Here is a 23,694-nt window from a genome sequence, read left to right as displayed (position 1 = left end):
TAAAGATGAAAAATAAAGAACCATTAATATTAGCAGTTGTAGTATTCTTTTCACTTGTAACTTATTATTTGGTTGAGCCTTACGCTCACCATGTAATGCACAAGCACGTAGAAAGTGAAAATTTTGCATATGCAGATTTACCGGCGATAACAAAAACTGGAAATGCAGCAAATGGTAAAGAGTTAGTGATGAATGCTGGTTGTGCTGGCTGTCACTCAATAGAAAAAGCTGGAATGCCTGCTCCAATGGACGCAGTAATGGCAGCTCAAAGCTATGGTGTAAACCCACCTGATTTAAGTGATGCTGGTGCTATATATGATGCTAAATTTTTAGCTGATCTAATTAAAAATCCTGCACATGCTTTAAAAGTTGAACATAAATTTGATGCTGCAAAAGGTCAAATGCACCCAATGGTTCCTTTTTATGGAATGGGCGGAGATATAGATCAGGAAGTTGCTGACATGGTAGCTTACTTACAGTCAATTGCAATTAGTCCTGCTGATGTTACACCTAAAATTGCATTTGAAAATGCTTGTGGTAGATGTCATGCTGTTGGTTATGAAAATTGGACTCAAATTGGTACTAAATCAGCGTTTAAACATAAAAAAGACGAGTTGGCATTTGAGATTAAAGTATTAGAATATCAAGATTCACTTAAAGCTTATATGGGTAAATTACCACCAGACTTAAGTATGTATATCCGTTCTCGTAATGAACAGTTTATAAGTACTTTAATTGAGAATCCTCAAAACCACTTAGCTGGTACTGCCATGCCACGTGTTGGTGTTACTGCAGATGCTGCTGCTAAAGTTATTGAGTATATGAAAGATGCTGGTGATACTAAGCGTCACGAAAGAGCAGAAGTAGGTAGAAATGTAATGATTTATGTTATTATCTTCGCTATATTTGCACTTCTATGGAAAAAACAAGTATGGAGAGACTTACACTAGTAAGTCCATAAAATGGAGTAATCCATTTTACTCCGCTTGGACCGCTAAGGTCACTAAAGCTTGCCTCTTTTGAGGCAGACTTTTTACTTTTACACTTTCTTTTTAACTACAATTATAATCTTGCCAAACAAATAATTTAAAACTTTTATCTTCTATATATTAATGCTAACTAGAATGAGTATAACTGTCTGTTTATGTGTAAAGGTAAGATGTACTAATTATGTTTATATCTACTGAGTAATAATTGTGCTTGATTCCAACGCAATAGCGTTAGAAGAGCTGTGAAGTTGTTATTAATTAGAAAGCTTATTTCTTTTCAGTTACTACTAAAGTTCCACATATTAAATCATGAAGAGCTTTTTTATCTTTTCTATAAAACGGAAGAAGTAGACCTAAAAGCGTTGTAGCTGTGAACAAAAATGCTAAAAATCTAAAAGCCGCTTTAAGAAAACCAATGTGTTCACCTGTCTTATGATCTACAACTTTAATCTCATAAGCTTTTTTACCAGGAGTGTGCCCAAATTTGCTTAGCAGTAGAGCGTAAATAAGTCCATATAGAGTAATACCTAGAAGAGGTGCTATTTCTGATGATTGAAAATCATCCTTCCCATCCATTATAATATAAGCAGTTACGTATAGTATAGGTGCATATATCATAAACATATCTGTAATAAATGCTTTTACTCTATCTGTATATTTTGCATATATATATTTTGGCTTAGGTGTTTCAATCACCTGTTTTTGCTGTTTTTTAATATTTCTGAATCTCATATGCTGATTATATCAAATTAATTCTTTGCCTTAAGTTTATAAAGCTTTTTATAAGTTTTTCTACTAAATGTCTTAAAACTAATGAGAAATTGATCTATTAGACCCCAAAAGTAAACAATTAGCTAATAAAACTCATGGTTTAAACTTAATTTAAAAATTACCTCTGTACAATATGTGGTCTCAAAATGTATCACAAGATGAGAAGTGATAGTGGAATAACAGCTTCTGTTACTCTGCTATCACTTCTTTAAGGTGATAACATTTAAATAAAACAGGAGAATTAGAATGAAAAAAACTTTAGTTTCTTTAGCGGCAGCGTCGTTAATCGTTACATCAGCAATGGCTGCTGACAAAGGTATAGATATCGTAACAACTGGTCAAGCAGTAGTTTATTATGAAACACACCAAACAAATGGTACAAATGACAATTACCCTGGAACTGGTGATACTAAATTATTTGACCAACAGAGTTCAACTGCAAATGTTGGAGTTCAGTTAAATTTAGATGCAGATCTTAAAAATAACTTTACTTTTGGTTCTCAACTTACATACTTAGGTACTGCAGGTTTAGAAAAAAATGTTGTTAATAAAGTTAAGCAATCTGGTGGTGCAACTGCAGACACTAAGGATCAAATAAATATAACAAAAATATTTATTGCTAAAAAAATTGCTAATACAACAGTTAAAATAGGTCGTCAAGAACTTCCTAAATCTCTTTCTCCATTTGCTTTCTCTGAAGGTTGGAATGTATTTAAAAATACTTTTGATGCAGTTTTAGTAGTTAACAGTGATATCCCAGATACTACTGTTGTTGGTGCTTATGTTTCTGGTGGAAATTCATCTACTAATATTGGTACAATGAATAACTTAGCAGTTGGTAGAACAAGTGCTGGTGCTGGTGTAGCTGTTAATGGTGCAGCATATATGTTAACTGTTGCAAATAAATCAATTCCTATGACTTCTATTACAGCTTCTTACTATGATTTAGCACAAGTTCAAGCTGCTACTAATGAAGGTGCTTCAGTTATCTGGGGTGATGTTAAAGTAGCTGGTAAAGATTTACCAATGGGTCTTAAATTAGGTCTTCAAGGTGGTCAAATTAAGCCAGAAAATGGTACAGCACTAGCTAATACAACAGGTCTTGGTGTTAAAGTTGGTTTAGCTCCAATTGATGCATTAACTTTATGTTTAGCATATACTACAGTTGACGGAGACAATACTAAAACAAATGTTGCTCTTAAAAATGCTGGTGGTATCAAAACACCTTTATATACTCAGATGATTTATAATCAAGATGCAATTGCTTTAGATAGTGATACATTCATGGTTAAAGCTGCGTACAATACTGGTGACTACGGTAAAATCATCGCTCAATATGCTGGTTCAACAACTGGTAAAAACTCATCTTTAATTACTAGAAATGCAAAAGACACTGATTACGGTGAATTTGACTTAATCTATAAAGTTAAAGCTGGTGGTGTTCAATACTTCGCAGCATGGATTAACCGTTCATGGTCAGAAAAAAATACTGCAACAGCTGATTCTGATAACGTAGTTCGTGTTTGGGCTCGTTACAATTTCTAATAAGCACTTAGTTTAAAAGAAAGACGATAAGTCGCAAAACAAAACCTCATTCCCACACTTTAGGTGTGGGAATACCTTCAATATTAATTTTAATCCAAAAACTTTATGATATAATCTTTCTTATTTTAAAAGAGAGAGAACCATAATGAAAATCACAAAAATACTTATACTATCGATAACTCTTCTATTCATAACAGCATGCGGAAATAGAACGCAATTTAAAGCACAAGAACCACTTGAAAATGCGGCTTTAGTATACATCTATTCTCATATGCAAATTAGTACTGATGACAGCTCTGGCAGAGCTGAATATAATATTCGTATCAACAACAAACCAGTTATGGAAAGAATAAGAGATGGTGAATATATGGTTTTTAATTTAAAGCCTCAACCTATGACTATCTCAGCTACTAAAAATCAGATTCGAGAAAAAGTACTAAACTTAGATTTAAAATCAGGTCAAATTTATTATCTTAAAATTAATGATAGCCAAGATGGCAGTACATTTGATTTTATAGTAGTAAAAAATTCTCTTGGAGCACAAGAAATAGCTAAAACAGGACTTGCAGGTTCATCTGAAGAATCACAAGATAACATAATTACAGAGTTTGTAAACCCTAAAGAAACTGACTCTATGGAAGTAAAACCAACAGTTGCTCCTGCTACTGCTGTAGCACCAATTGCAGTTCCTCAAGCTTCTACACCTGTTCCGGCTGCTTCAGCTGCTACGCCAATGTCAAAAACTGACGAGATTATGAAAGCTTATGAGATGAAAGAAAAAGGTATTGTTAGTGATGAAGAGTTTAAGGCTCTTAAAACTAATATACTAAACAAGTAATAATATGCTTATTGACAGTTATGACAGAGTAGTTGACTATCTAAGAGTTTCAGTAACAGAACGCTGTAATTTTAGGTGTCAATACTGTATGCCTGAGAAGCCTTTTTCTTGGGTTCCAAAAGAAAACCTTCTTAGCTTTGAAGAACTTTTTGAGTTTATGAAAATAGCTATAGATGAGGGTGTAAATAAGATCCGTATAACCGGTGGTGAACCACTTCTGAGAGAAGATTTAGACAAATTCATCAAAATGATTTATGACTATAAAAATGATGTAGATCTGGCAATGACTACAAATGCATTTCTTTTAAAAGGTACTGCTCAGAGGTTAAAAGATGCAGGATTAAAGCGTATCAATGTAAGTATAGATACTCTGAAGCCTGAAGTTGCACAGCAAATCGCTCAAAAAGATGTTTTAAAAAATGTACTTGAAGGTGTAGATGAAGCGCTTAAAGTTGGGCTAAAAGTTAAAGTTAACATGGTTCCGATGAAGAGTGTAAATGCAGAAGAAATCATAGATGTTTTAGACTATTGTAAAGAACGTGGTATGAGCATAAGATTTATAGAGTACATGGAAAATTCTTTTGCAGCTAAAGATATCAAAGGTATGAAGTCAAATGAACTTTTAGAGCTTTTAAGTTCTAAGTATGAGTTTAGTGATGATGGCTTTGACGGCTCTTCACCTTCGCATTACTACACTATGAAAGATGGCTACAGATTTGGAATCATTGAACCTTATGAAGATGATTTTTGTAAGAAGTGTAATCGTATTAGACTTACAGCAGAGGGTAATCTTATTCCATGTCTTTACTTTGATGAGGCTATGAGTATATCAAAGGCTATTAAAGCTGGTGATATTAAAGCTGCTGCAGAAGTGCTTAGGGAAGTTGTAAGAACCAAACCTGAGAAGAACAGATGGGGTGGAGAAGATGGTGAAGTCTCTTCTCGTGCCTTTTATGAAACTGGTGGATGATAGTTGCTATACCTTGTAGAACATTTCTATAGTATTCAAGGTGAAGGTCGTTATACAGGTGTACCTTCGCTTTTCTTTCGTTTTGGTGGCTGTAATATGAAGTGCGAAGGTTTTGGATGTGAAGAAGAAGCAGCTGATGGAACAAAAGTGCTTGGGTGTGACACTGTTTATGCAGTGAATAAAGAGCATTTCTCTTTTAACTGGAGCCCTATACAAAATACTCAAGAGCTTCTTAATGTCTTAGATCTTTACGAACTGCCACAAAGACCCGTAGATATGGTTTTAACCGGTGGTGAGCCTCTTATATATGCTAATGAGGGTATATTTGTAGAGTTCTTGGAAAAACTTCATGAAGATGGTCATAAGATAACTTTTGAGACAAATGGTTCAATAGCAGTAGATTTTGAAAAATATCCTATTTATAAAGAGTGTATATTTGCTCTTTCTGTAAAACTTTCAAACTCAAGCGAACCATTTAAAAAAAGAGTAAATGGTGATGTTATTTACTCTATTGCTTCAAACGCAAAAGAGGCATTCTTCAAGTTTTCTATAGATGCAGACTCGATTAATCTAGGTCTTGATGAAGAGATATTTAACATTACTCTTCACTCTCCAAGAACTGAGGTTTACTGTATGCCTCTTGGTGGAAATAAGGCTGAAGTGGAAGCCAATACAGAACCGCTGATAGAATTTTGTAAAGCTAAAGGTTATAATTTTTCTGATAGACTTCACATAAGAATTTGGGATCAGAATAAGGGTGTTTAATGATAATAAGAAAACTTTTTAAATTTGAAAATGCTCATATTGTACGTGGATGCTCAACTGTAAAGTGTAGAAGTTCTTTGCATGGACACTCATATAATGTTGAACTACTTTTTGAATCTAACTTTTTAGATAACGGTCAAATGGTTTATGACTTTGGATTGATGAAGCAAAATATGAAAGCCTTAGTTGAGAGCTTTGACCATGGTGTTACTATTTGGAGTGGAGATGACTGGGAATACGTGGATAGTATGAAAAAGCATTCTGATAGATGGGTAGAACTTCCAGTTTCTCCATCGTGTGAGCAGTTTTCACGTGTTATATTTGTTATGATTGATAGACTTCTGCAACTTACAAATAGTGTTAATGGTGAAAAAGAAGTAAAACTAAACAGCGTTATAGTACATGAAACTGACACAGGATATGCACAAGCTTTTAGTTATGATGCCTATTCAAAGGATATGGGTTATATAGAGCTAGACTCTATAATATTTTCTGATGAAGTTAAAAATAGTTGGTCTGATTGTGAGTTATGGGAGAGAGTTAAAAGAGGAGATAGTTTTATAAATCCTACAAGTGTTTAGCAGCTGTTTAACAGCTTACTAAATTCATCTCTTTTTCGTTAGTAAAGCAAAACCTTATAGGCATAACTTTTACGATATCTCCAGATGCTATAAACTCAACACCCTCGTTTACCATGATATAAGAGTTTGAAGATGCAAGTGGAGATACCATTCCCGGTGCAAACTTTTTACACGGTTCAAAACTGCTTCCATCAAAACTACCAGGAACTAAAGTTATACGACCTTTTTTTAGTTTGTAGTCATCTTTCATCTTTGTTTCAATCGGATTGATATATTTAGCGCTTACACCACTTAAAGCCAAAATAATACTCTGTCCAAAGAGCTCAAAGTTTAGCGCTGCTGCCATAGGATTGCCAGGAAGGTTTAAAACCAGTGTGTCGTTGATTCTTCCAAATGTAGTCGGCTTACCCGGTTTTATCTCAACCTTGTCAAAATAGGTTTTCATATCAAATGTGCCAAATGCTTCTTTTGTAAAGTCAGCATCTCCGACACTTACACCTCCAGATGTAATGATTAGGTCACTGTTTAATGCACTTTTCACATGCGCTTTTAAATCTTCCAAAGTGTCTTTTGCAGTACCGATGAAATCAACCTCGCATCCAAGCTCCTCTGCACGTGATAGCAGGGTAGGAGTGTTTGTGTTGTATAGTTGATGAGCTTGCACATTCTCAAAGTGCATCTTAAGTTCACTTCCAGATGCAAAGAGTGCAACGTGAGGTCTTTTATAAACTTTTATATGACTAATACCTTGAGACGCTAGAAGAGTAATTTGGTGAGCTTGCAGTTTTTGTCCACTCTTTAAAAGAGACTCACCTTTTTTGATGTCTTCACCACAAAGACGAATATGTCTTGATTTTGCTAAATTATTTGGTAGAGTTACTCCGTTGTTACACTCTGTTGTATCTTCAACCGGAACAATACATTCACAACCCTCTGGGATCTTAGCTCCTGTCATTATTTTGATACCATTTCCTGAAGTAAGAACTTCATCAGAATTATCTCCGGCAAAGATAGTATGAGTAACTTTTACACAATTATCAGCATCCTCTACTTTAACAGCATAACCATCCATAGCAGAGTTATCATATGGCGGTAGATTGTGTGTAGCAATTATGTCTTCGGCTAGTATTGAGCCTAAAGCTTGTTCGATTGGTAAGATTTTTAATGATTTTTTTGTAGTGTGTTCGTGTATTAATTCTAGTGCTTCAAGTATTGTAACTGCCATGTCTCTTCTTTTATTTAATTTATTGTAGTATTTCAGCATGAATGAAATGTATGATATGAGTATTGTAACACATAACTATGGTGTTATTGGAATTTTAGGAACGATTTTTATCAATATTTTGATGCTAGTAAGAGCGACAGATATTAGTAAATATGTGAGAGCAGTAACCTTGTTTATGCCTATAGCTATGACAACAATCGGTACTGTTATATTTACAGGGGTTGTTATGATGGCAGCAAAGCATCTCGACTTTACAGTAGAGAATATTGTAATGATTATATTTGCTATAGTGCTAATTATATTAGAAAATAAACGCTCAAAGAACTTACATGCATTAGATGAAAAACAAGAGGGTGCGTTAGAGCTTCACAAAGTTTATGCATATAAAATGTTTAAGATAGAAATTTTAATAGTTCTTGTAATATCAATCTGGATGTGGATTTGATATATATACTCCATGATGAGGCTTCAAAAGATAGTATAAGCATTAAGGGAGAACTTCACAGATACCTTGTGAAAGTTCGCCGTCACAGTGTTGGAGACCAACTTTTTTTTAGAAATAGAGACGATATGAAAACACTGCATAAGTATAGAGTTTTAAGTCTAGAATCAAGAGCCTTAGAACTTGAACTAATATCATCAAAAGAAGAAGTTACACAGAGTGCAAAGCAGCTTCATATAGCTTGGTGTGTCATTGATATCAAATCAATAGAAAAAGTTTTACCATCCCTAAATGAGATTGGAGTGGAGAGAATCTCTTTTATATACTGTGATAGAAGTCAAAATAATATAAAGTTAGATTTTAAAAGGTTTGAGAGAATTCTAGAAGCTTCGATGCAACAGTGTGGAAGAAGTTCATATATGGAGTTTGATACATATAAAAGCATTGAAGAATTTATAACAGAGTTTGAAGATGTAAAAGTTTTTGATTTTTGCGACAATATTTTAAACTCGGATGCTAATTTTGAAAGAGTGCTAATCGGCTGTGAAGGCGGTTTCTCACGAGATGAGAGAGAACTTTTATCAGAGAAAGAAAACTTTAGACTTGATACTCCTATGGTTCTTCGTTCTGAAAGTGCTGCGGTAGCGATAGCAAGTAAGATTTTACTTTAAAATTAAGAAAAATTTAGATACAATTGCATTTCCAAAAATCCGCACCCATACGGATTTAAAAAATATATAGATATTCGCACATTAACGAGTATCAAAAGGCAAAAAAATGAAAAAAGATCTTCACCCTAACTTAGTAACTTGTGCTGTATCATGTGCATGTGGTAATAGCTTTGAAACAAAAAGCGAACAAGACGCTATGCGTATTGATATCTGTAATGAATGTCACCCATTCTTCACAGGTTCTGAGAGAATGGTAGATACTGCTGGTAGAATTGAGAAATTCAACCAACGTTACGCTAAGAAATAGAAATCTTAATGTTTTCTCTCGCCAAGGGCGAAGCTTTAGTGGCTGAGCATAATCTGAACTCGTTCAGATTATGTGAGAAATGCTAACATTAGTCCCTACGCCGATTGGAAACATAGGCGATATATCACTTAGAGCTATAGAAGCTCTAAGTAACGCCGACACTCTGCTATGCGAAGATACTCGCGTTACAAAAAAACTCATACACATTTTAAAAGAAAGATACAACACTGTTTTTAAAGAAGAACAGAAATTTATATCACTTCACTCTCATAATGAAAAATCTTTTGTTGAAAAATTAGAACCATCTTTTTTTGAGCAAAATATTGTTTATGCATCAGATGCAGGAATGCCGGGAATTAGTGATCCTGGACAACTTTTGATAAAGTATGCTTTAGAAAACAACATAGAATATGATGTTCTTCCTGGTGCAAATGCACTTTTAACTGCTTTTGTAGCAAGTGGATTTGTTGAGACACAGATGCTGTTTTGGGGGTTTTTACCACATAAAGGAAAAGATAGAGTTGCTTCACTTCAAGGTGCACTTCATAATGGTTTTACAACTGTACTTTATGAATCACCACATAGATTACAAAAACTATTGCTTGAGATAAAAGAAGAAGAACCAAATAGAAAGATTTTTTTAGGCAAAGAGTTGACTAAGAAGTATCAAAACTATTTTCTTGGTACGGCAGAAGAGGTGTTAAACACTTTAAATGATAATTTTCGTGGTGAATGGGTTGTAGTTATAGAAGCTGGAGATACTCATAATAGCAGTGCTGTTTCCCAAAATGATATTTTGGATCTTGACTTGCCTAAAAAAGTACAAGCAAAACTTATCTCTAAAATAACAGGTGAAAATACTAAGTCTTGTTACCAAAGATTGTTAAAACTTCAATAAAAACAAAAAAGTGACTATATAGTCACTTTTTTTTGCTAGAATGTCTTCATGTTAATTTATGCTAAACAACCAGTCCAATATATAATAAAAAATTATCCAAATAAGATCAAAACTCTCTATCTTGCAAAAGAACTTGAAAAAAAAGAGTATTCTCGATTAATGAAGATGAATTTTGAAGTCAAGCGCATTCCTCCTGATGCTGCAGGTAAAATGTGTAAAAATGCTAATCATCAAGGCATCTTAGCCGAAGTTGATGACTATGAACTTCATTCTTTCAACTCATTTTTAGATAAAGACTTTGTCTTAATACTATCAGGTTTAACTGATGTTGGAAATATTGGTGCAATTGTTAGAACAGCTTACGCAATGGGTGTTGACGCAATTGTAGCATGTGGAATTAAAAACTTAAATCTTGAACCTGTCATGAGAACAAGCACGGGGGCACTATTTGATATGCCATTTGCATTAGAGCATAATATACATAATGTAATGAACGATTTAAAAACATCCGGTTTTTGTATCTATGGTGCAGATATGGGTGGAACAGATATAAGAGATGTTAAATTAAAGCAAAAAAGAGCCTTAGTTTTAGGAAGTGAAGGAGAAGGTCTGACTTCTCGTATTACCTCAAAACTAGATGAAGTTGTTAGTATAAAAATGTCACATGAGTTTGATTCTTTAAATGTTAGTGTGGCAGGAGCTATTTTAATGGATAGGATGAGAATATGAGTGAGGGACTTGATAAGTTAAAAAGCATTGGCGCTCAAAAGATACATGAGCAGACTCATATAGCAAGACAACATGTTCAAGCTGTGCTCCATGAGACTTTTGATGATATGACTAAGATTCAGCTTTTAGGTTTTATTTCAATTTTAGAGAGAGAATACAGTGTAGATTTAAGTGACTTAAAGGCACAAGGACAAGCGTTCTATGCTGAAGAGAGTTCTAAAATTGAGCATGATACAAAAGTTTTTGTATCTCCGAAAAAGAAAAAAAGTTATACCATCGTTTATATATTGGTCGTTGTAGTTATATTTGCTGTTGCTGTATTATTCACTCTTGATTTAACTTCAACAGCTTCTACTAAAGCTAAAACACACGCCATAGATAATAGTGCTATTAATAATGCTAAAGACAGTATGTCCCAAAATGCCACTATTGAGAATGAAGATGAAAATGCTACATTACCTGCAGTAATAGAAGTAAAGCCAGAGCCTGTAAAGGTAGTAGAAGTGGTGAAATCTTTTAAGATAATACCAAATTCAGAACTTTGGATAGGTTACATAGATTTAAGTAATCACAAAAAATATCAGAAACTTTTTAAAGGTGAACTAGATATTGATCCTAACAAAAACTGGATATTAACACTTGGCCATGGATATGTTAAAGTTGAGATAAACGGAGAAGTCACAGAGTTTAAAGATAAGCTAAATATCAGACTCCTGTATAAAGATTCAAAATTATCAAAAATAACTTTTAAAGAATTTAAAGAATTAAACAAAGGCAGTAAATGGTAAAAGTTTTTTTTGCTATTTTACTATCTTTCTCTCTATCTTTTGGGAATGAAGTAAAAGAGGTTGATCCTCTAACACAAAAAATACAGACTCTTATTGAACCACAGGTTTATGAGCAAAATAGTGCATACATAGGAATTTTATTTTCTCCTGCATCAGATTATTATCTAGGTGAGAGAGTAGACGCCGTTAAAGTTATACAGACACTTAAAGATAACGGACTATTAAATTTGTTTTTCCAAAAACCTAGTGAGTTGACACTTCACTTTAAAACAAGTGGTTCACCTCTGTTCTTCGTAAAAATCATGGGTGACACACTTAGAAATATAGGCTATTATAGATACGTTACACAAGAATCTAATCTTAATAACTCAGAATTTACTTGGACAATAAACTTGACTTCTGAGTATGCCACAGACCCATTGATACTGCAACAAGAACTTGCTAAAAGTGGATGTAATATCGTAGATATTCATAGAAACTCTCCAACAGACTGGACGTATATAGTTGATATGAGAGATGGAGAATTAAATGTTGAAACTCTTGAAGATGGAATTGAAATTAAGTTGAAGAGATCTCTTTATGCTAAATGGATAAACGTTTCACAAGTAAAAAAACTTCGCATTACTTCATCAATAAGAAACAGTTGGTACCCATATATTGCATTTTATGACAGCTCATTACACCTTCTGGAAGTTTTAAAAAAAGATACTAAAAGAAGAGACATATTACTAGAGTTGAAAGATAACGTTCACTATATAAAAATCTCAGATATTTATACTTTGAAGAATATTCGTGATGATTTAATTCTAACCCCTCTAGGTTCAAGATAGCTGTACACCGCAAATAAAAAAGTTATTATCTATTTCTAAACATTTTTCGCTAAAATTACATCAATAATTTAACCAGGAATATTTGATGTTTGATGAAATACAATTTGACAAAATGAAGAGACTACCAAAGTATGTTTTTGCTGAGGTAAATGACCTTAAAATGGCAGAGCGCAGAGCAGGTGCAGATGTTATTGATTTTTCTATGGGTAATCCAGATGGTGATACTCCAGAGCATATTAGAGAGAAACTTATTGAATCAGCCCAAAAAACTAAAACACATGGTTACTCGACTTCGAAGGGTATTCCAAAACTTCTTGTAGCTATCTCTGACTGGTACAAAAGAAGATATGACTGTGATTTAGATCCTATGACTGAGTGTGTCGCTACTATGGGTTCTAAAGAGGGCTATGCACACCTTACTTATGCAGTTACTAATCCAGGTGATACGGCTGTTGTTCCAGATCCTACTTACCCTATTCATGAATATTCTTTCATCTTAGCAGGTGGAAATGTTGTTAAGTTTGGGATAGAGTTTGATGAACATTTCAGACTTGATGAAGATCAGTTTTTTAAAGATTTAGATCGTGTCTTTAAAGAGACTTCACCAAAACCAAAATATGTTTTAGTAAACTTTCCTCACAACCCTACAACCGTCACTGTTACACAGGATTTCTATGTGAGACTTGTTGCTATGGCTAAAGAGAAAAGATTTTATGTAATCTCTGATATAGCATATGGAGACATAACATTTGATGGTTATGTCACACCGTCTATCATGAGTGTGCCTGGCGCGAAAGATGTAGCAGTTGAGTCTTTTACACTTTCAAAATCTTATAATATGGCTGGCTGGAGAGTTGGCTTTTTTGTAGGGAATAAAAAATTAATCGGTGCACTTCAAAAGATAAAATCATGGTTGGACTATGGTATGTTTACGCCTATTCAAGTTGCAGCAACAGTTGCACTAAATGGTGATCAGCAGTGTGTACGTGATATTACGGCTAAATATGACCATCGTCAAGGCGTTCTACTTGAAGCATTTGAAAGAGCTGGTTGGAAGATAAATAAAAACGAAGCAAGTATGTTTGTTTGGGCAAAACTTCCAAAGTGTGTAGAGCATTTAGGTTCTTTAGAATTTTCAAAAAGACTTCTAACAGAAGCAGGTGTTGCAGTAGCTCCAGGGATTGGTTTTGGTGCTTATGGTGAGAATTATGTTCGTATAGCACTTATTGAAAATGACAACCGTATTCGCCAAGCGGCTAGAAATATCAAAGAGTTTTTAAAGCAGTATGAAGAGGGCGAAAAGTAATGATAAAAGTAGGAATAATAGGTGTTGGAACTGTTGGAACAAGCGTAGCTCAGATCTTAAAAGACAATGCTGATGTTATTTCTGCTCGTGCCGGAACTGAGATAGTTGTTAAGAGTGGAGTTGTTAAAAATCTTTCTAAGGACAGAGGCTTAGACATAATCTTAACTGACAATGTTGATGACATATTAAACGATGATGAAATCGATATAGTTGTAGAACTTATGGGTGGAGTTGAAGAGCCTTTTGAAGTTGTTAAGCGTGCACTTAAGAGTGGTAAAGCAGTTGTTACGGCTAACAAAGCACTTTTAGCTTATCACCGTTATGAACTTCAAGAAATCGCCGGGACTATAGCATTTGAATATGAGGCGTCAGTGGCCGGGGGTATACCGATTATTAACGCTCTTAGAGATGGTCTATCTGCAAATCATATTGAGTCAATTATGGGAATTATGAATGGTACTTGTAACTACATGATGACTAAGATGGCTGATGAGGGTGTTGCTTATGACGCTATTTTAAAAGAGGCTCAAGATTTAGGTTACGCAGAAGCTGATCCAACATTTGATGTTGGTGGATACGATGCCGCACATAAACTTCTTATTCTTGCATCTATAGCTTATGGAATTGATGCTAAACCAGAAGATATTTTAATCGAAGGTATTGAGAATGTCAGTCAAGATGACATCACTTTTGCAAAAGAGTTTGGTTACGCTATAAAACTTTTAGGAATAGCTAAAAAAGATGCTAATGAAGTAGAACTTAGAGTTCATGCTTGTTTGATTTCTCAAGACGAGATGATTGCAAAAATAGATGGTGTAATGAACGGAATCTCTGTTGTTGGAGATAAAGTTGGTGAGACACTTTACTATGGACCTGGTGCTGGCGGAGATGCTACTGCAAGTGCAGTTGTTGCAAACATAATAGATATTGCCAGAAGTGGAAAGTCTACACCAATGCTTGGATTTGATAAACCGCTTGAGGGTAAACTTACTCTAAAAGCTACCCAAGATATTAATTCAAAATATTATCTTCGTATAAATGTATCTGACCGCGCAGGTGTATTGGCAAAGATAACTAAAATATTTGAAGAAAATAATATTTCAGTTGAGACTATGCTTCAGCGTCCAGCTTCAACTAACTCGGCGAATCTTCTTATTTCTACGCATATTGCACTGGAAAAAGATATTCAAACTATGATAAAAGAGATAGCGGCTTTAGAGTTTGTGAACTTCACTCCTGTGATGATTAGGATAGTATAGGTTTAAAGATAAGATTTTTTTTAATCTTTTTATTTTTAAACTTTCTTTCAACATATTTAAGAGATAAGACTGTAAACTCTCTTCATTAAATTTTAACTGGATTCTGCTATGGAAAATATTGTAACAATAGATAGTGTATGTACTTACTGTGGGGTTGGTTGTGATATAGCTGCCAATGTTGATACTAAAGAGAATAAGATAGTAAAGATCTTTGCTCATCCAGATGGTGTAGTTTCGCAAGGTAAACTATGTATCAAAGGTAAGTATGGTTTTGATTTTGTAGATGCAGATGATAGACTTCGCATCCCTCGTATCCGTAAAACATGGTTAGAAAAAAATCCAGAGATTAAAGAGACAATAGCTTCTTCACTAACTGAGCTAGATGATACTTGGTATGAAACAGATTTAGATTCTGCTACAACTGCGGCATCTATGAAGTTGAAAGAGATTCAAAAAAAGTATGGTCGCAAGTCTATTGCATCTATAGGTGGAGCTAGAACATCTTGTGAGTCTGTTTATCTTTTCCAAAAATTTACACGCCATACTCTAAACTCTCCCCATGTTGATAACTGTGCTAGAGTTTGTCATTCACCATCACTTAGTGGTATGAAGCGTACTATTGGTGAGGGAGCTGCTACTAATCCTTACAGTGATATATATAATACTGAGTTTATGATAGTTATTGGTTCAAACACTACAGAGGCTCACCCAATCATCGCAAATCGAATCATTGATGTTGCACGCGAACACGATAATTTAGCTGTGTTTGATGTGCGTGAGATTAAACTTCACCGTGTTGCAAAGTACAAGGCTATAATGCCACATGAAGCGAATTTGCTTATACTTAATATGTTAGCGTATGTAATCATGGATGAAGAACTATATGCTGAAGATTTCATAGCAGATAGAACAAAAGGTTTTGCAGAATATAAAGACAAAATCATGAATGATCCTTATGCTAATCCTGATTATTTTAATGAGATAGAAGGTTATGAATATCTTTCAAAAATGGTTAGAAAAGTAGCTCGTGAATATGCACTGAAAAAGTCTATGATCTTTTGGGGTCTTGGTATAACTGAACATATAGATGGCTCATACGCTGTAATGGCGATAGTCCATTTAGCTCTTATGACAGGAAATATAGGAAAAAATGGAGCTGGACTTATGCCTCTTCGTGGTCAAAATAATGTTCAAGGTGCTTGTGATATGGGTATGCTTCCCTACTTTGACCCTGACTATCAAGAACCAAAAGAGATTGGTCTTATGACTCCTCAGTTAGTTGATGAGATGTTAGAAGATAAGCTAAAAGCAGTTCTAAATATAAGTGAAGATTTAACGCACATACACCCAAATTTAAATAAAGTAGATCGTGCTTTTGAAAAGTTAGAACTTCTAATGGTTCAAGAACTCTTTATGACAGATGTAGCAAAGAGAGCGGACATAGTTATAGGTGTGAAATCAGCTTATGAAAAAACAGGCGTATATGTAAATGCTATGCGTCGTCTGCACCTATCACAGCCACTTGTAAAATCAGACCTTCCAGATGATTGGGAAGTTCTACAGCAGATGGACAATAAGATGGGTGGTAATGCTTCATATGCTAGTTCTAAAGAGATATGGGATGAGGTGCAAAAAGTAGCTTACAGACGTTTTAGCGGAGCAGACTATCATAGACTAGAGAAGCATCGTAAACGTGGATTACAATGGCCTGTACATACTGAAGATACACCAATCCTTCACCAATTAGACTTCCGTACAGATGATGGATTAGGTCAGTTCCACTATCACCAGTATAAACTTCGTGGAATGATAAAAGAGATTTGTGAGAAAAAACTTACAGGTTATCACTTAAGTACCGGTAGAACAATAGCTCACTATAATAATGCAGCACAAACTTCTAGAAGTGAATCGTTAATGAAACGTTACGATGAAGATGTTTTATTAGTTTGTGAAGAAGACGCTGCGGACTTTAGAAGTGATAGAGTAATCCTTAGAAGTGAGTTTGGTGAAACTACACCGCTTACTATCAAGATCACTGATAAAGTTCAGCCAAAAACATTGTTCTCAACTTTTCACCATGCAAAAAGTAAGATTAATGCACTCTTTGGAGATGCACGAGATGAGGTTATATTAACTGCTGCATTTAAAACTATAAAAGTAGAAGTTATTAACTGCTAATATGTCTAGAGCCAAAGGAAATTTAGCTGAAGACAGAGCGTGCAAATTTCTCGATGAAAATGGCTTTATGATCGTAGAACGAAATTTTTACTCACGTTTTGGTGAGATAGATATTATCGCTACAAAAGATGAAGTGCTCCACTTTGTTGAAGTAAAAAGCGGACTCGACTTTGAGTCTGCTATACAAAACATTACACCAAGAAAATTATCAAGACTACTCAGAACAGGTGATGTTTACATGAAAAAGAACTCTCTAGATGTAAACTTTATGTACGATGCTATTGTGGTGACTCCACGAGATGTGGAGCTTGTTCAAAACATAACGATATAAGTCTATTTTACTCTTCTAACCCTTGCATTTCCAAAAAACAGTATACCGTCAATCCTAGTTTCATGTAAGATGTTCTCATCATCCAAAACAAAGGTAGCATCTTTAGAACCACCACTCAGATAGTCTTTTTCAACAGTTACGCTGAACACAGACTTATCGTTTTCATGTTTAATGTGTTTGACTATCACACCCTCTTGTGTATCTTCACTGCCAAGAGCACTCATACGTTTCGTTTCATTGTCCTTCATAGAAAGAAGGTTATGCTTCTTGTTGAAAAACATACTTATCATATCGTCTTGATAGACAGCATCTAAGACTTCCTCTTTTTTCGTCTCTACATCCTTATACGTAACGTTATATCTCACATGAATAAGATCAAACTCCGACTCTTCAACCTTCTCTTTCTTATACTCACTTACCAGAGTCTTATTATTAGCATGGTCAATCGTATACGTCTTTATCTTCTTAAAGTCTTTGCCATACTCAGAATTAACATACTTATGAGGAATTAACACACCGTTCTTCACCAACCCAACGCTTTGCAAAACATACCGCTTGTTGTTGGTAAGCTTTCCAACTATACCAGACCCACTGGCAGTAATCTTAATGCTGTACTTCTCCCCGTCATTATCGTACACGACTTCAGCATCAGCAATTTTACCAAATAGCGATAACTCCCCGACATAGTCCATTTGTATGGTACCTGCACTTAGAGTTAAAGACATTATCATTAATATTATAAACTGTTTCATATATCCCTCCTCTATACTGATAGGGTAGCACAATTTTGTGTAGATAAAATGTTATTTGAGGTCGTCTTTTTTTAAATCAGCTTCATCAAGCATGTCATAAAAGCCAGCAGGTTCTCTACTTCCTCTATCATCGTGATAAACCTTACCAGTAGGAGTTATAAAATAGTGTCTTGGAACACCTTTTATAGCAAAATATTTTGGAATATAGTGTTGGTCTCTTGATAGGTATAGAGGTATATATTCTTTTCCAAGTCTTTTCATAACTTCTTTTTTTGAAAGAGTTAACTCTTTAAACATATCGCAAAATCTACATACATCTGCACCTACAAATAAGTAAACATCTTTATTTTCTTTCTTAGCTTTTTCGAGTGCTTTATTGTAGTCATGCATCCAGTTAAGTTCATAACTGTAAACAGATGAGATAAGAATAATGGTTAATATAAAAAATTTCATAGACGTATTTTACAAGATAATATTTAAAATGATATAATTTGTAAAAATAAATTATTATTATTTAGCTAAAAGGATTTTATTCCTTTTATAAAAGGGAATAAAGATGGATGCAAAGATATTTTTTGGCTCAACAGAGGCGGTAAGTAAAAATTTTAGTGAAAGAAAAAGTCCATATAGCGGGGATGTAGTTTCTCGGGCCTGTATATGTAATGAAGAAGATGCAATTCGAGCTTTGAATATCGCACAAGAAGCAGCAAAAGTAGCAAAAAAATCAACACTTTCTCAAAGATGTAATTGGCTATTAGATGTAGCAAATAAGCTAAAAGAAAATAGGGAGGATATTGCGCATACTATTACAGATGAAGTCGGAAAGCCTATAGCTTTCGCTCGTATCGAAGTGGATAGATGTATAGAAACAGTTACACTCTCTGCTGAGACGATGCGTACTATGCATGGTGAGACCATTAACACAGATGCTATGGCAAGTGGAAAAAAAACAACTGCATTTTTTACGCGTGAAGCGGCTGGCGTTGTTGTTGCCATTACTCCATTTAACTTTCCGTTAAATCTTGTAGCTCATAAGCTTGCACCTGCTCTTGTTTCAGGTAATGCTGTAGTTTTGAAACCTACTCCTGAAGCACCTCTAACAGCTTATAAGTTCGCAAAATTATTTATTGAGAGTGAATATGCTATAAAAGATGCTCTTAGTGTTGTCTATGGAGATGCTGAGGTTGGTGGTGCTCTAATTATAAGTGATATTCCAAGAGTTATTAGTTTTACTGGTTCAGTCCCAGTTGGAAATATAATCATTAAAAGTGCAGGAATAAAAAAGGTCTCACTTGAACTTGGTGGAAATGCCGCGACATACATAGATGCGAGTGCAGATTTAGATCTAGCGGCGGCTCGTTGTGCTTTTGGTGCTTTTGTTAATTCAGGACAGGTTTGTATATCTCTTCAGCGCATCTATGTAAACGCTCGTATATACGATGAATTTGCTCTTAAGATGGCTGAAGAGACTAGGAGACTTGTAGTCGGTTCACCATATGAAGATGATACTTTCTTAGGTCCGCTTATCGATGATGAAGCTGCTTCTCGTGCTATGCGTTGGGTAGAGAGTGCTGTGACTGAGGGTGCAAAACCTCTACTTCCTCTGCAACGTAATGGAAGAATGTTTAACCCATGTGTAATGGTTGATGTTAGAGATGATATGGCGATAGTTTGTGAAGAAGTTTTTGCTCCAATAGTTTCACTTGTAAAAGTAGATAATTTTGATGATGCTATACCTCGTATGAATAACTCACCTTATGGCCTTCAGTTCTCTGTATTTACAAATGATTTAAAAATCACTCAACGTGCTATCTCAGAGTTAGATGCAGGTGGAATAGTTATAAATGATATTCCAACACTTAGATTTGATATCCAACCCTATGGCGGTGTGAAATTAAGTGGAGTAGGACGTGAAGGTCCAAAATTTGCTATTGAAGAGATGACAGAAATAAAAAGTGTTATAATCTGCTGATGCGTAAAAAAGTCATAATATCTGCATGTTTGCTTGGGCATTTATGCCGCTATGACGGTAAGACAAAAAAAACAAATGAAATTATAGAAGCATTTGAGGAATATGAAATTATACCTTTTTGTCCAGAAGCACCTATTTTCGGAACTCCTAGAGAGAGAATAAGTGTTATAAAAATCGATGAAAAAAACAGAATAATAACTGATGAAACAAACAGGGATGTTACACAGCTTTTAGAAGATGAGATAAACTCATATATAAGAGCCAACCCAGATGCTGAAAAAATAATTTTAAAGTCCAAAAGTCCAAGTTGTGGATTTGGAACTACCCCTATTTTAAACGAAAAAAGAGAGATTTTAAACTACTCAAATGGAATTGCAGCAGAAATATTCCAAAAAAATTACATAAACAGCAAAATAGAAGACGAAAACTCTTACCTTTAACTCATTTTATCCCCAATTTTAGATATAATCGCGTAATTTTATAAAAGAGAATAATAGATGGATATTAGAGAAGAGTACTTAAAATTTTTTGAGTCAAAAAACCACGACAGAATTGCGTCTGCGCCACTAGTGCCAGAAGATGCAACACTTCTTTTCAACAATGCAGGAATGGTACCTTTTAAGTCAATATTTACAGGTGAAATTCCAAGACCTGCAAACCCACGTGCTACTTCATGTCAAACATGTTTAAGAGCCGGTGGAAAGCATAACGATTTAGAAAATGTTGGACATACTGCAAGACATCATACTTTCTTTGAGATGCTGGGTAACTTCAGCTTTGGTGATTACTTCAAAGAAGAAGCAATTGACTATGCTTGGGAATTTATTACTGAGGTAATTAAACTTCCGGTTGACAAGCTTTGGGTAACGGTTCATGATAGTGATGATGAAGCTGAGCTTCTTTGGCAAAAACATGTTTCTAAAGATAGAATCCTTCGCCTTGGTGATGATGATAACTTCTGGCAGATGGGTGATACTGGACCATGTGGACCATGTAGTGAGATTTTTTATGACCAGGGTGCTGAGAATTTTTCAGGCGAAGAAGATTATCTTGGTGGAGAAGGTGACAGATTTTTAGAGATATGGAATCTTGTTTTTATGCAGTATGAAAAAAGTGCTGATGGAACTATGACAGAACTTCCAAAACCATCTATCGACACTGGTATGGGTCTTGAACGTGTTGTCGCTATTAAAGAAGGCGCTCTTAGCAACTATGGTTCATCATTGTTTATGCCGATAATCAAAGAAGTTGAAAAACTTATTGGCAAAGAGTATGTTTATGAGAGCGGTGCATCTTATCGTGTAATTGCAGACCACATCAGAACTGCACTCTTCCTTTTAGCTCAGGGCATAAACTTCTCAAATGAGGGTCGCGGCTATGTTCTCCGTCGTATCCTTCGTCGTGCAGTAAGACATGGTTACCTTCTTGGATTTAGAGAAGCTTTCATGTACAAACTGGTTGATACAGTTGTAGAGATTATGGGTGGCGAGTATGAGTATTTAAAAGAAAAAGCAAAAGTTGTTAAAGAACAAATAGAACTAGAAGAAGCTAGATTTTTCAAGACTATTGAGTCTGGAATTGCTCTGTTTGAAGAAGAAGTTTTAAACACTAAAGAGACTTTTTCAGGAGAAGTGGCATTTAAACTTTATGACACTTTTGGTTTCCCACTTGATCTTACAGAAGACATGTTGAAAGGTAAAAATCTTAAACTAGATTCTGCAAAATTTGAAGAGTTGATGTTAGAGCAACGTACTCGTGCAAAAGCTGCTTGGAAAGGTAGTGGAGACAGCGAAACACATGGAGACTTTAAAGAACTTTTAGAGAAATTTGGCGAGAATACTTTTGTAGGTTATGAGTTTATGGCACATTCTGGTGAAGTACAAGCTCTTCTTGATGAGAATTTTAAAAGTGTAAAAACTCTAGAAGCCGGTACAACGGGTTGGGTACTTTTAGATATCACTCCTTTTTATGCTGAGAGTGGAGGACAGACAGGTGATATCGGAGAGCTTGAAGGTTTTGCCAAAGTAGAAGATACTAGAAAATTTTTCGATCTTAACCTATCACAGGTCTCTGTTACATCAAATATAAAAGTTGGAGATGTTGTAGATGCAAAGGTAGACATCTCAAGAAATGAAATAACTAAACATCACTCAGCCACTCACCTTTTACATGCTGTTTTATTTGATGTTTTAGGAGATCATATCTCTCAAGCAGGTTCACTTGTTGAAGCTGACAGACTTAGATTTGACTTCTCTCATCCAAAGGCTCTTACTCATGCAGAGTTAGTAGAAATAGAGACTAGAGTAAACAATGACGTGCTTAGAGGAATAAGTGCTAAAACTGAAGTTATGGGTATAAAAGATGCTAAAAACAGCGGTGCAAAAGCTCAGTTTGGCGAGAAGTACGGAGATGAGGTTCGCGTTGTAAGCTTCGCAGATGCATCTGTAGAGTTCTGTGGCGGTGTTCATGTTGACAACACTGCAAATATTGGCTCATTTATCATTACTAAAGAGAGTGGTGTATCTGCCGGTGTAAGAAGAATAGAAGCAGTTTGTGGTCAAGCAGCATACAAACACTTCTGTGAGCAGAGAATGCTAATCAAACAAGTGGAGTCTGAAGTTAAAAACTTGGATGTTTTAGCTGGTATAGCAAGACTTAAATCAAATGTAGCAGAGTTAAAAACAGAACTAAAAGAAGCACAAGAGAGTTCCAAAGTAGAGATTACTGCAAATGAAATAAATGGTGTAGCTGTTGTGGTTGAAGAGCTGATTTCTGGTGACATAAAAGAAAAAATTGATGAGCTTAAAAATCAAAATGATAAACTTTGTGCAATGCTTTTTCAAGTAAAAGGTGATAAGGTTCTTATAGCTGCAGGTGTAAAAGATGCAAATGCTAAAGCCGGTGACTGGATAAAAAAAATAGCTCCAATATTAGGTGGAGGGGGCGGTGGTCGTCCAGACTTTGCACAAGCCGGTGGAAAAGACAAAAGCAAACTTCCCCAAGCTAAAGAGGAGGCGCTTGCCTTTATTACAGAGGTTCTGTCTTGATGCAAGAGGTCTTTGTAGAGTATAAAACTTTTATAGTTTTTTTACACGTTATCTCAGCTGTTGTGTGGGTTGGTGGAATGATAGCAATGCGTTACGCTGCTCATCAATCATTCATAGAGATAGAGTCTCCTGCCAAGAGATTAGAGCGTATAGCTCATGCTCTTAAGAGACTATTTACTATAGTACTTCCGTTTGTTATCCTTCTGCTTCTTACTGCTGTTATGATGATAAAGGGTTACGGCCTTTCACAAAGTGAATTTAGTGTTTTATCACATGCTAAAGAAGGTATCTGGTCTGTTATGTTTATTAACTTAATTGTTATGATGAAAAGAAGAAACAGAGCTGAGAAGATGCTTAGTGATGGTGACTTTGCAGGTGCTAAAGGTCAGCTGGAGCTTATTGGAAAATATATGGTTCCAATAAATATTATCTTAGGTATTACTGCTATTTTTATCGGAGCGTATTTTTCTTCTACTCTTTAACATTAATGTAGTAGTATA

At 35.0% G+C, this 23,694-nt stretch carries 25 protein-coding genes; 21 read left to right on the top strand and 4 right to left on the bottom strand.

Annotated features, from left to right (window positions below; all coding sequences use genetic code 11):
* Nucleotides 1-5: 5 nt before the first annotated feature.
* Nucleotides 6-950, top strand: a complete 945-nt coding sequence (locus ABZC13_RS10165) for a c-type cytochrome (protein WP_373003056.1) — start codon at nt 6-8, stop codon at nt 948-950.
* Nucleotides 951-1,256: 306 nt separating this feature from the next.
* On the opposite strand, the gene ABZC13_RS10160 is transcribed toward ABZC13_RS10165, so the two are convergent.
* On the bottom strand, nt 1,257-1,685 hold the full coding sequence (locus ABZC13_RS10160) for an RDD family protein (RefSeq protein WP_373003054.1): 429 nt from the start codon (nt 1,683-1,685) through the stop codon (nt 1,257-1,259).
* A 321-nt stretch (nt 1,686-2,006) separates the two neighbouring features.
* Here ABZC13_RS10160 and ABZC13_RS10155 point away from each other — a divergent pair, with 321 nt between their 5' ends.
* From ABZC13_RS10155 to ABZC13_RS10135, 5 genes are all read left to right on the top strand, one after another.
* Complete coding sequence (locus tag ABZC13_RS10155; protein WP_373003052.1) at nt 2,007-3,305, top strand: hypothetical protein; 1,299 nt, start codon at nt 2,007-2,009, stop codon at nt 3,303-3,305.
* Nucleotides 3,306-3,450: 145 nt separating this feature from the next.
* A complete protein-coding gene (locus ABZC13_RS10150) occupies nt 3,451-4,143 on the top strand; it encodes a hypothetical protein (protein ID WP_373003050.1) in 693 nt (230 codons plus the stop codon).
* Nucleotides 4,144-4,147: 4 nt separating this feature from the next.
* Complete coding sequence (moaA, locus tag ABZC13_RS10145) at nt 4,148-5,113, top strand: GTP 3',8-cyclase MoaA (RefSeq protein ID WP_373003048.1); 966 nt, start codon at nt 4,148-4,150, stop codon at nt 5,111-5,113.
* Nucleotides 5,114-5,116: 3 nt separating this feature from the next.
* On the top strand, nt 5,117-5,878 hold the full coding sequence (locus ABZC13_RS10140) for a 7-carboxy-7-deazaguanine synthase QueE (protein ID WP_373003046.1): 762 nt from the start codon (nt 5,117-5,119) through the stop codon (nt 5,876-5,878).
* Nucleotides 5,878-6,459, top strand: a complete 582-nt coding sequence (locus ABZC13_RS10135; RefSeq protein WP_373003044.1) for a 6-pyruvoyl tetrahydropterin synthase family protein — start codon at nt 5,878-5,880, stop codon at nt 6,457-6,459. The genes ABZC13_RS10140 and ABZC13_RS10135 overlap by 1 nt, the downstream gene beginning before the upstream one ends.
* Nucleotides 6,460-6,466: 7 nt before the next feature.
* On the opposite strand, the gene glp is transcribed toward ABZC13_RS10135, so the two are convergent.
* Complete coding sequence (glp, locus tag ABZC13_RS10130; protein ID WP_373003042.1) at nt 6,467-7,684, bottom strand: gephyrin-like molybdotransferase Glp; 1,218 nt, start codon at nt 7,682-7,684, stop codon at nt 6,467-6,469.
* Nucleotides 7,685-7,721: 37 nt separating this feature from the next.
* Between glp and ABZC13_RS10125 the strand changes: the two genes are divergently transcribed.
* The 11 genes from ABZC13_RS10125 to ABZC13_RS10075 all read left to right on the top strand — a co-directional run bounded on the left by ABZC13_RS10125 (nt 7,722) and on the right by ABZC13_RS10075 (nt 17,423).
* Nucleotides 7,722-8,129, top strand: coding sequence for a hypothetical protein (locus ABZC13_RS10125; RefSeq protein WP_373003040.1), 408 nt, complete (start codon nt 7,722-7,724; stop codon nt 8,127-8,129).
* Nucleotides 8,120-8,797, top strand: a complete 678-nt coding sequence (locus tag ABZC13_RS10120) for a 16S rRNA (uracil(1498)-N(3))-methyltransferase (RefSeq protein WP_373003038.1) — start codon at nt 8,120-8,122, stop codon at nt 8,795-8,797. Before ABZC13_RS10125 ends, ABZC13_RS10120 begins: the two co-directional genes overlap by 10 nt.
* A 106-nt stretch (nt 8,798-8,903) precedes the next feature.
* Complete coding sequence (gene rpmE, locus ABZC13_RS10115; RefSeq protein ID WP_373003036.1) at nt 8,904-9,104, top strand: 50S ribosomal protein L31; 201 nt, start codon at nt 8,904-8,906, stop codon at nt 9,102-9,104.
* Between the two features lie 79 nt (nt 9,105-9,183).
* Entirely contained in the window at nt 9,184-10,002 is an 819-nt protein-coding gene (gene rsmI, locus ABZC13_RS10110) for a 16S rRNA (cytidine(1402)-2'-O)-methyltransferase (RefSeq protein ID WP_373003034.1), read from the top strand.
* 48 nt (nt 10,003-10,050) lie between these two features.
* Nucleotides 10,051-10,731 carry a 23S rRNA (guanosine(2251)-2'-O)-methyltransferase RlmB gene (rlmB, locus tag ABZC13_RS10105; protein ID WP_373003032.1) on the top strand — a complete coding sequence of 227 codons (681 nt, stop codon included), beginning with the start codon at nt 10,051-10,053 and terminating at the stop codon, nt 10,729-10,731.
* Nucleotides 10,728-11,519, top strand: a complete 792-nt coding sequence (locus ABZC13_RS10100) for a hypothetical protein (protein ID WP_373003030.1) — start codon at nt 10,728-10,730, stop codon at nt 11,517-11,519. Before rlmB ends, ABZC13_RS10100 begins: the two co-directional genes overlap by 4 nt.
* Nucleotides 11,513-12,349, top strand: a complete 837-nt coding sequence (locus ABZC13_RS10095; RefSeq protein ID WP_373003028.1) for a hypothetical protein — start codon at nt 11,513-11,515, stop codon at nt 12,347-12,349. The genes ABZC13_RS10100 and ABZC13_RS10095 overlap by 7 nt, the downstream gene beginning before the upstream one ends.
* Nucleotides 12,350-12,434: 85 nt before the next feature.
* On the top strand, nt 12,435-13,655 hold the full coding sequence (locus tag ABZC13_RS10090; protein WP_373003026.1) for an LL-diaminopimelate aminotransferase: 1,221 nt from the start codon (nt 12,435-12,437) through the stop codon (nt 13,653-13,655).
* Entirely contained in the window at nt 13,655-14,914 is a 1,260-nt protein-coding gene (locus tag ABZC13_RS10085; protein ID WP_373003024.1) for a homoserine dehydrogenase, read from the top strand. Before ABZC13_RS10090 ends, ABZC13_RS10085 begins: the two co-directional genes overlap by 1 nt.
* 108 nt (nt 14,915-15,022) lie before the next feature.
* Nucleotides 15,023-17,092 carry a molybdopterin oxidoreductase family protein gene (locus tag ABZC13_RS10080; protein ID WP_373003022.1) on the top strand — a complete coding sequence of 690 codons (2,070 nt, stop codon included), beginning with the start codon at nt 15,023-15,025 and terminating at the stop codon, nt 17,090-17,092.
* A gap of 1 nt (nt 17,093) precedes the next feature.
* Nucleotides 17,094-17,423, top strand: coding sequence for a YraN family protein (locus ABZC13_RS10075; protein WP_373003020.1), 330 nt, complete (start codon nt 17,094-17,096; stop codon nt 17,421-17,423).
* Nucleotides 17,424-17,425: 2 nt separating this feature from the next.
* Here ABZC13_RS10075 and ABZC13_RS10070 read toward each other — a convergent pair whose 3' ends face one another.
* Both ABZC13_RS10070 and ABZC13_RS10065 read right to left on the bottom strand, forming a co-directional pair.
* Nucleotides 17,426-18,175, bottom strand: coding sequence for a DUF3108 domain-containing protein (locus ABZC13_RS10070; RefSeq protein WP_373003018.1), 750 nt, complete (start codon nt 18,173-18,175; stop codon nt 17,426-17,428).
* A 51-nt stretch (nt 18,176-18,226) separates the two neighbouring features.
* Complete coding sequence (locus ABZC13_RS10065; RefSeq protein ID WP_373003016.1) at nt 18,227-18,628, bottom strand: thioredoxin family protein; 402 nt, start codon at nt 18,626-18,628, stop codon at nt 18,227-18,229.
* Nucleotides 18,629-18,731: 103 nt separating this feature from the next.
* On the opposite strand from ABZC13_RS10065, the gene ABZC13_RS10060 reads away from it, so the two are divergent.
* Genes ABZC13_RS10060 through ABZC13_RS10045 form a run of 4 tightly spaced genes read left to right on the top strand, consistent with a single transcriptional unit; the run spans nt 18,732 to nt 23,676 of the window.
* Nucleotides 18,732-20,147, top strand: a complete 1,416-nt coding sequence (locus ABZC13_RS10060) for an aldehyde dehydrogenase family protein (RefSeq protein ID WP_373003014.1) — start codon at nt 18,732-18,734, stop codon at nt 20,145-20,147.
* On the top strand, nt 20,147-20,587 hold the full coding sequence (locus ABZC13_RS10055; RefSeq protein ID WP_373003012.1) for a DUF523 domain-containing protein: 441 nt from the start codon (nt 20,147-20,149) through the stop codon (nt 20,585-20,587). Before ABZC13_RS10060 ends, ABZC13_RS10055 begins: the two co-directional genes overlap by 1 nt.
* Before the next feature lie 57 nt (nt 20,588-20,644).
* On the top strand, nt 20,645-23,194 hold the full coding sequence (gene alaS / locus ABZC13_RS10050) for an alanine--tRNA ligase (RefSeq protein WP_373003010.1): 2,550 nt from the start codon (nt 20,645-20,647) through the stop codon (nt 23,192-23,194).
* Nucleotides 23,194-23,676, top strand: a complete 483-nt coding sequence (locus ABZC13_RS10045) for a hypothetical protein (RefSeq protein WP_373003008.1) — start codon at nt 23,194-23,196, stop codon at nt 23,674-23,676. The genes alaS and ABZC13_RS10045 overlap by 1 nt, the downstream gene beginning before the upstream one ends.
* Nucleotides 23,677-23,694: the final 18 nt, after the last annotated feature.

It is taken from the genome of Sulfurimonas sp., assembly GCF_041563035.1.
Classification (GTDB): domain Bacteria; phylum Campylobacterota; class Campylobacteria; order Campylobacterales; family Sulfurimonadaceae; genus Sulfurimonas.
This window is presented reverse-complemented; position numbering and strand designations above follow the sequence as displayed.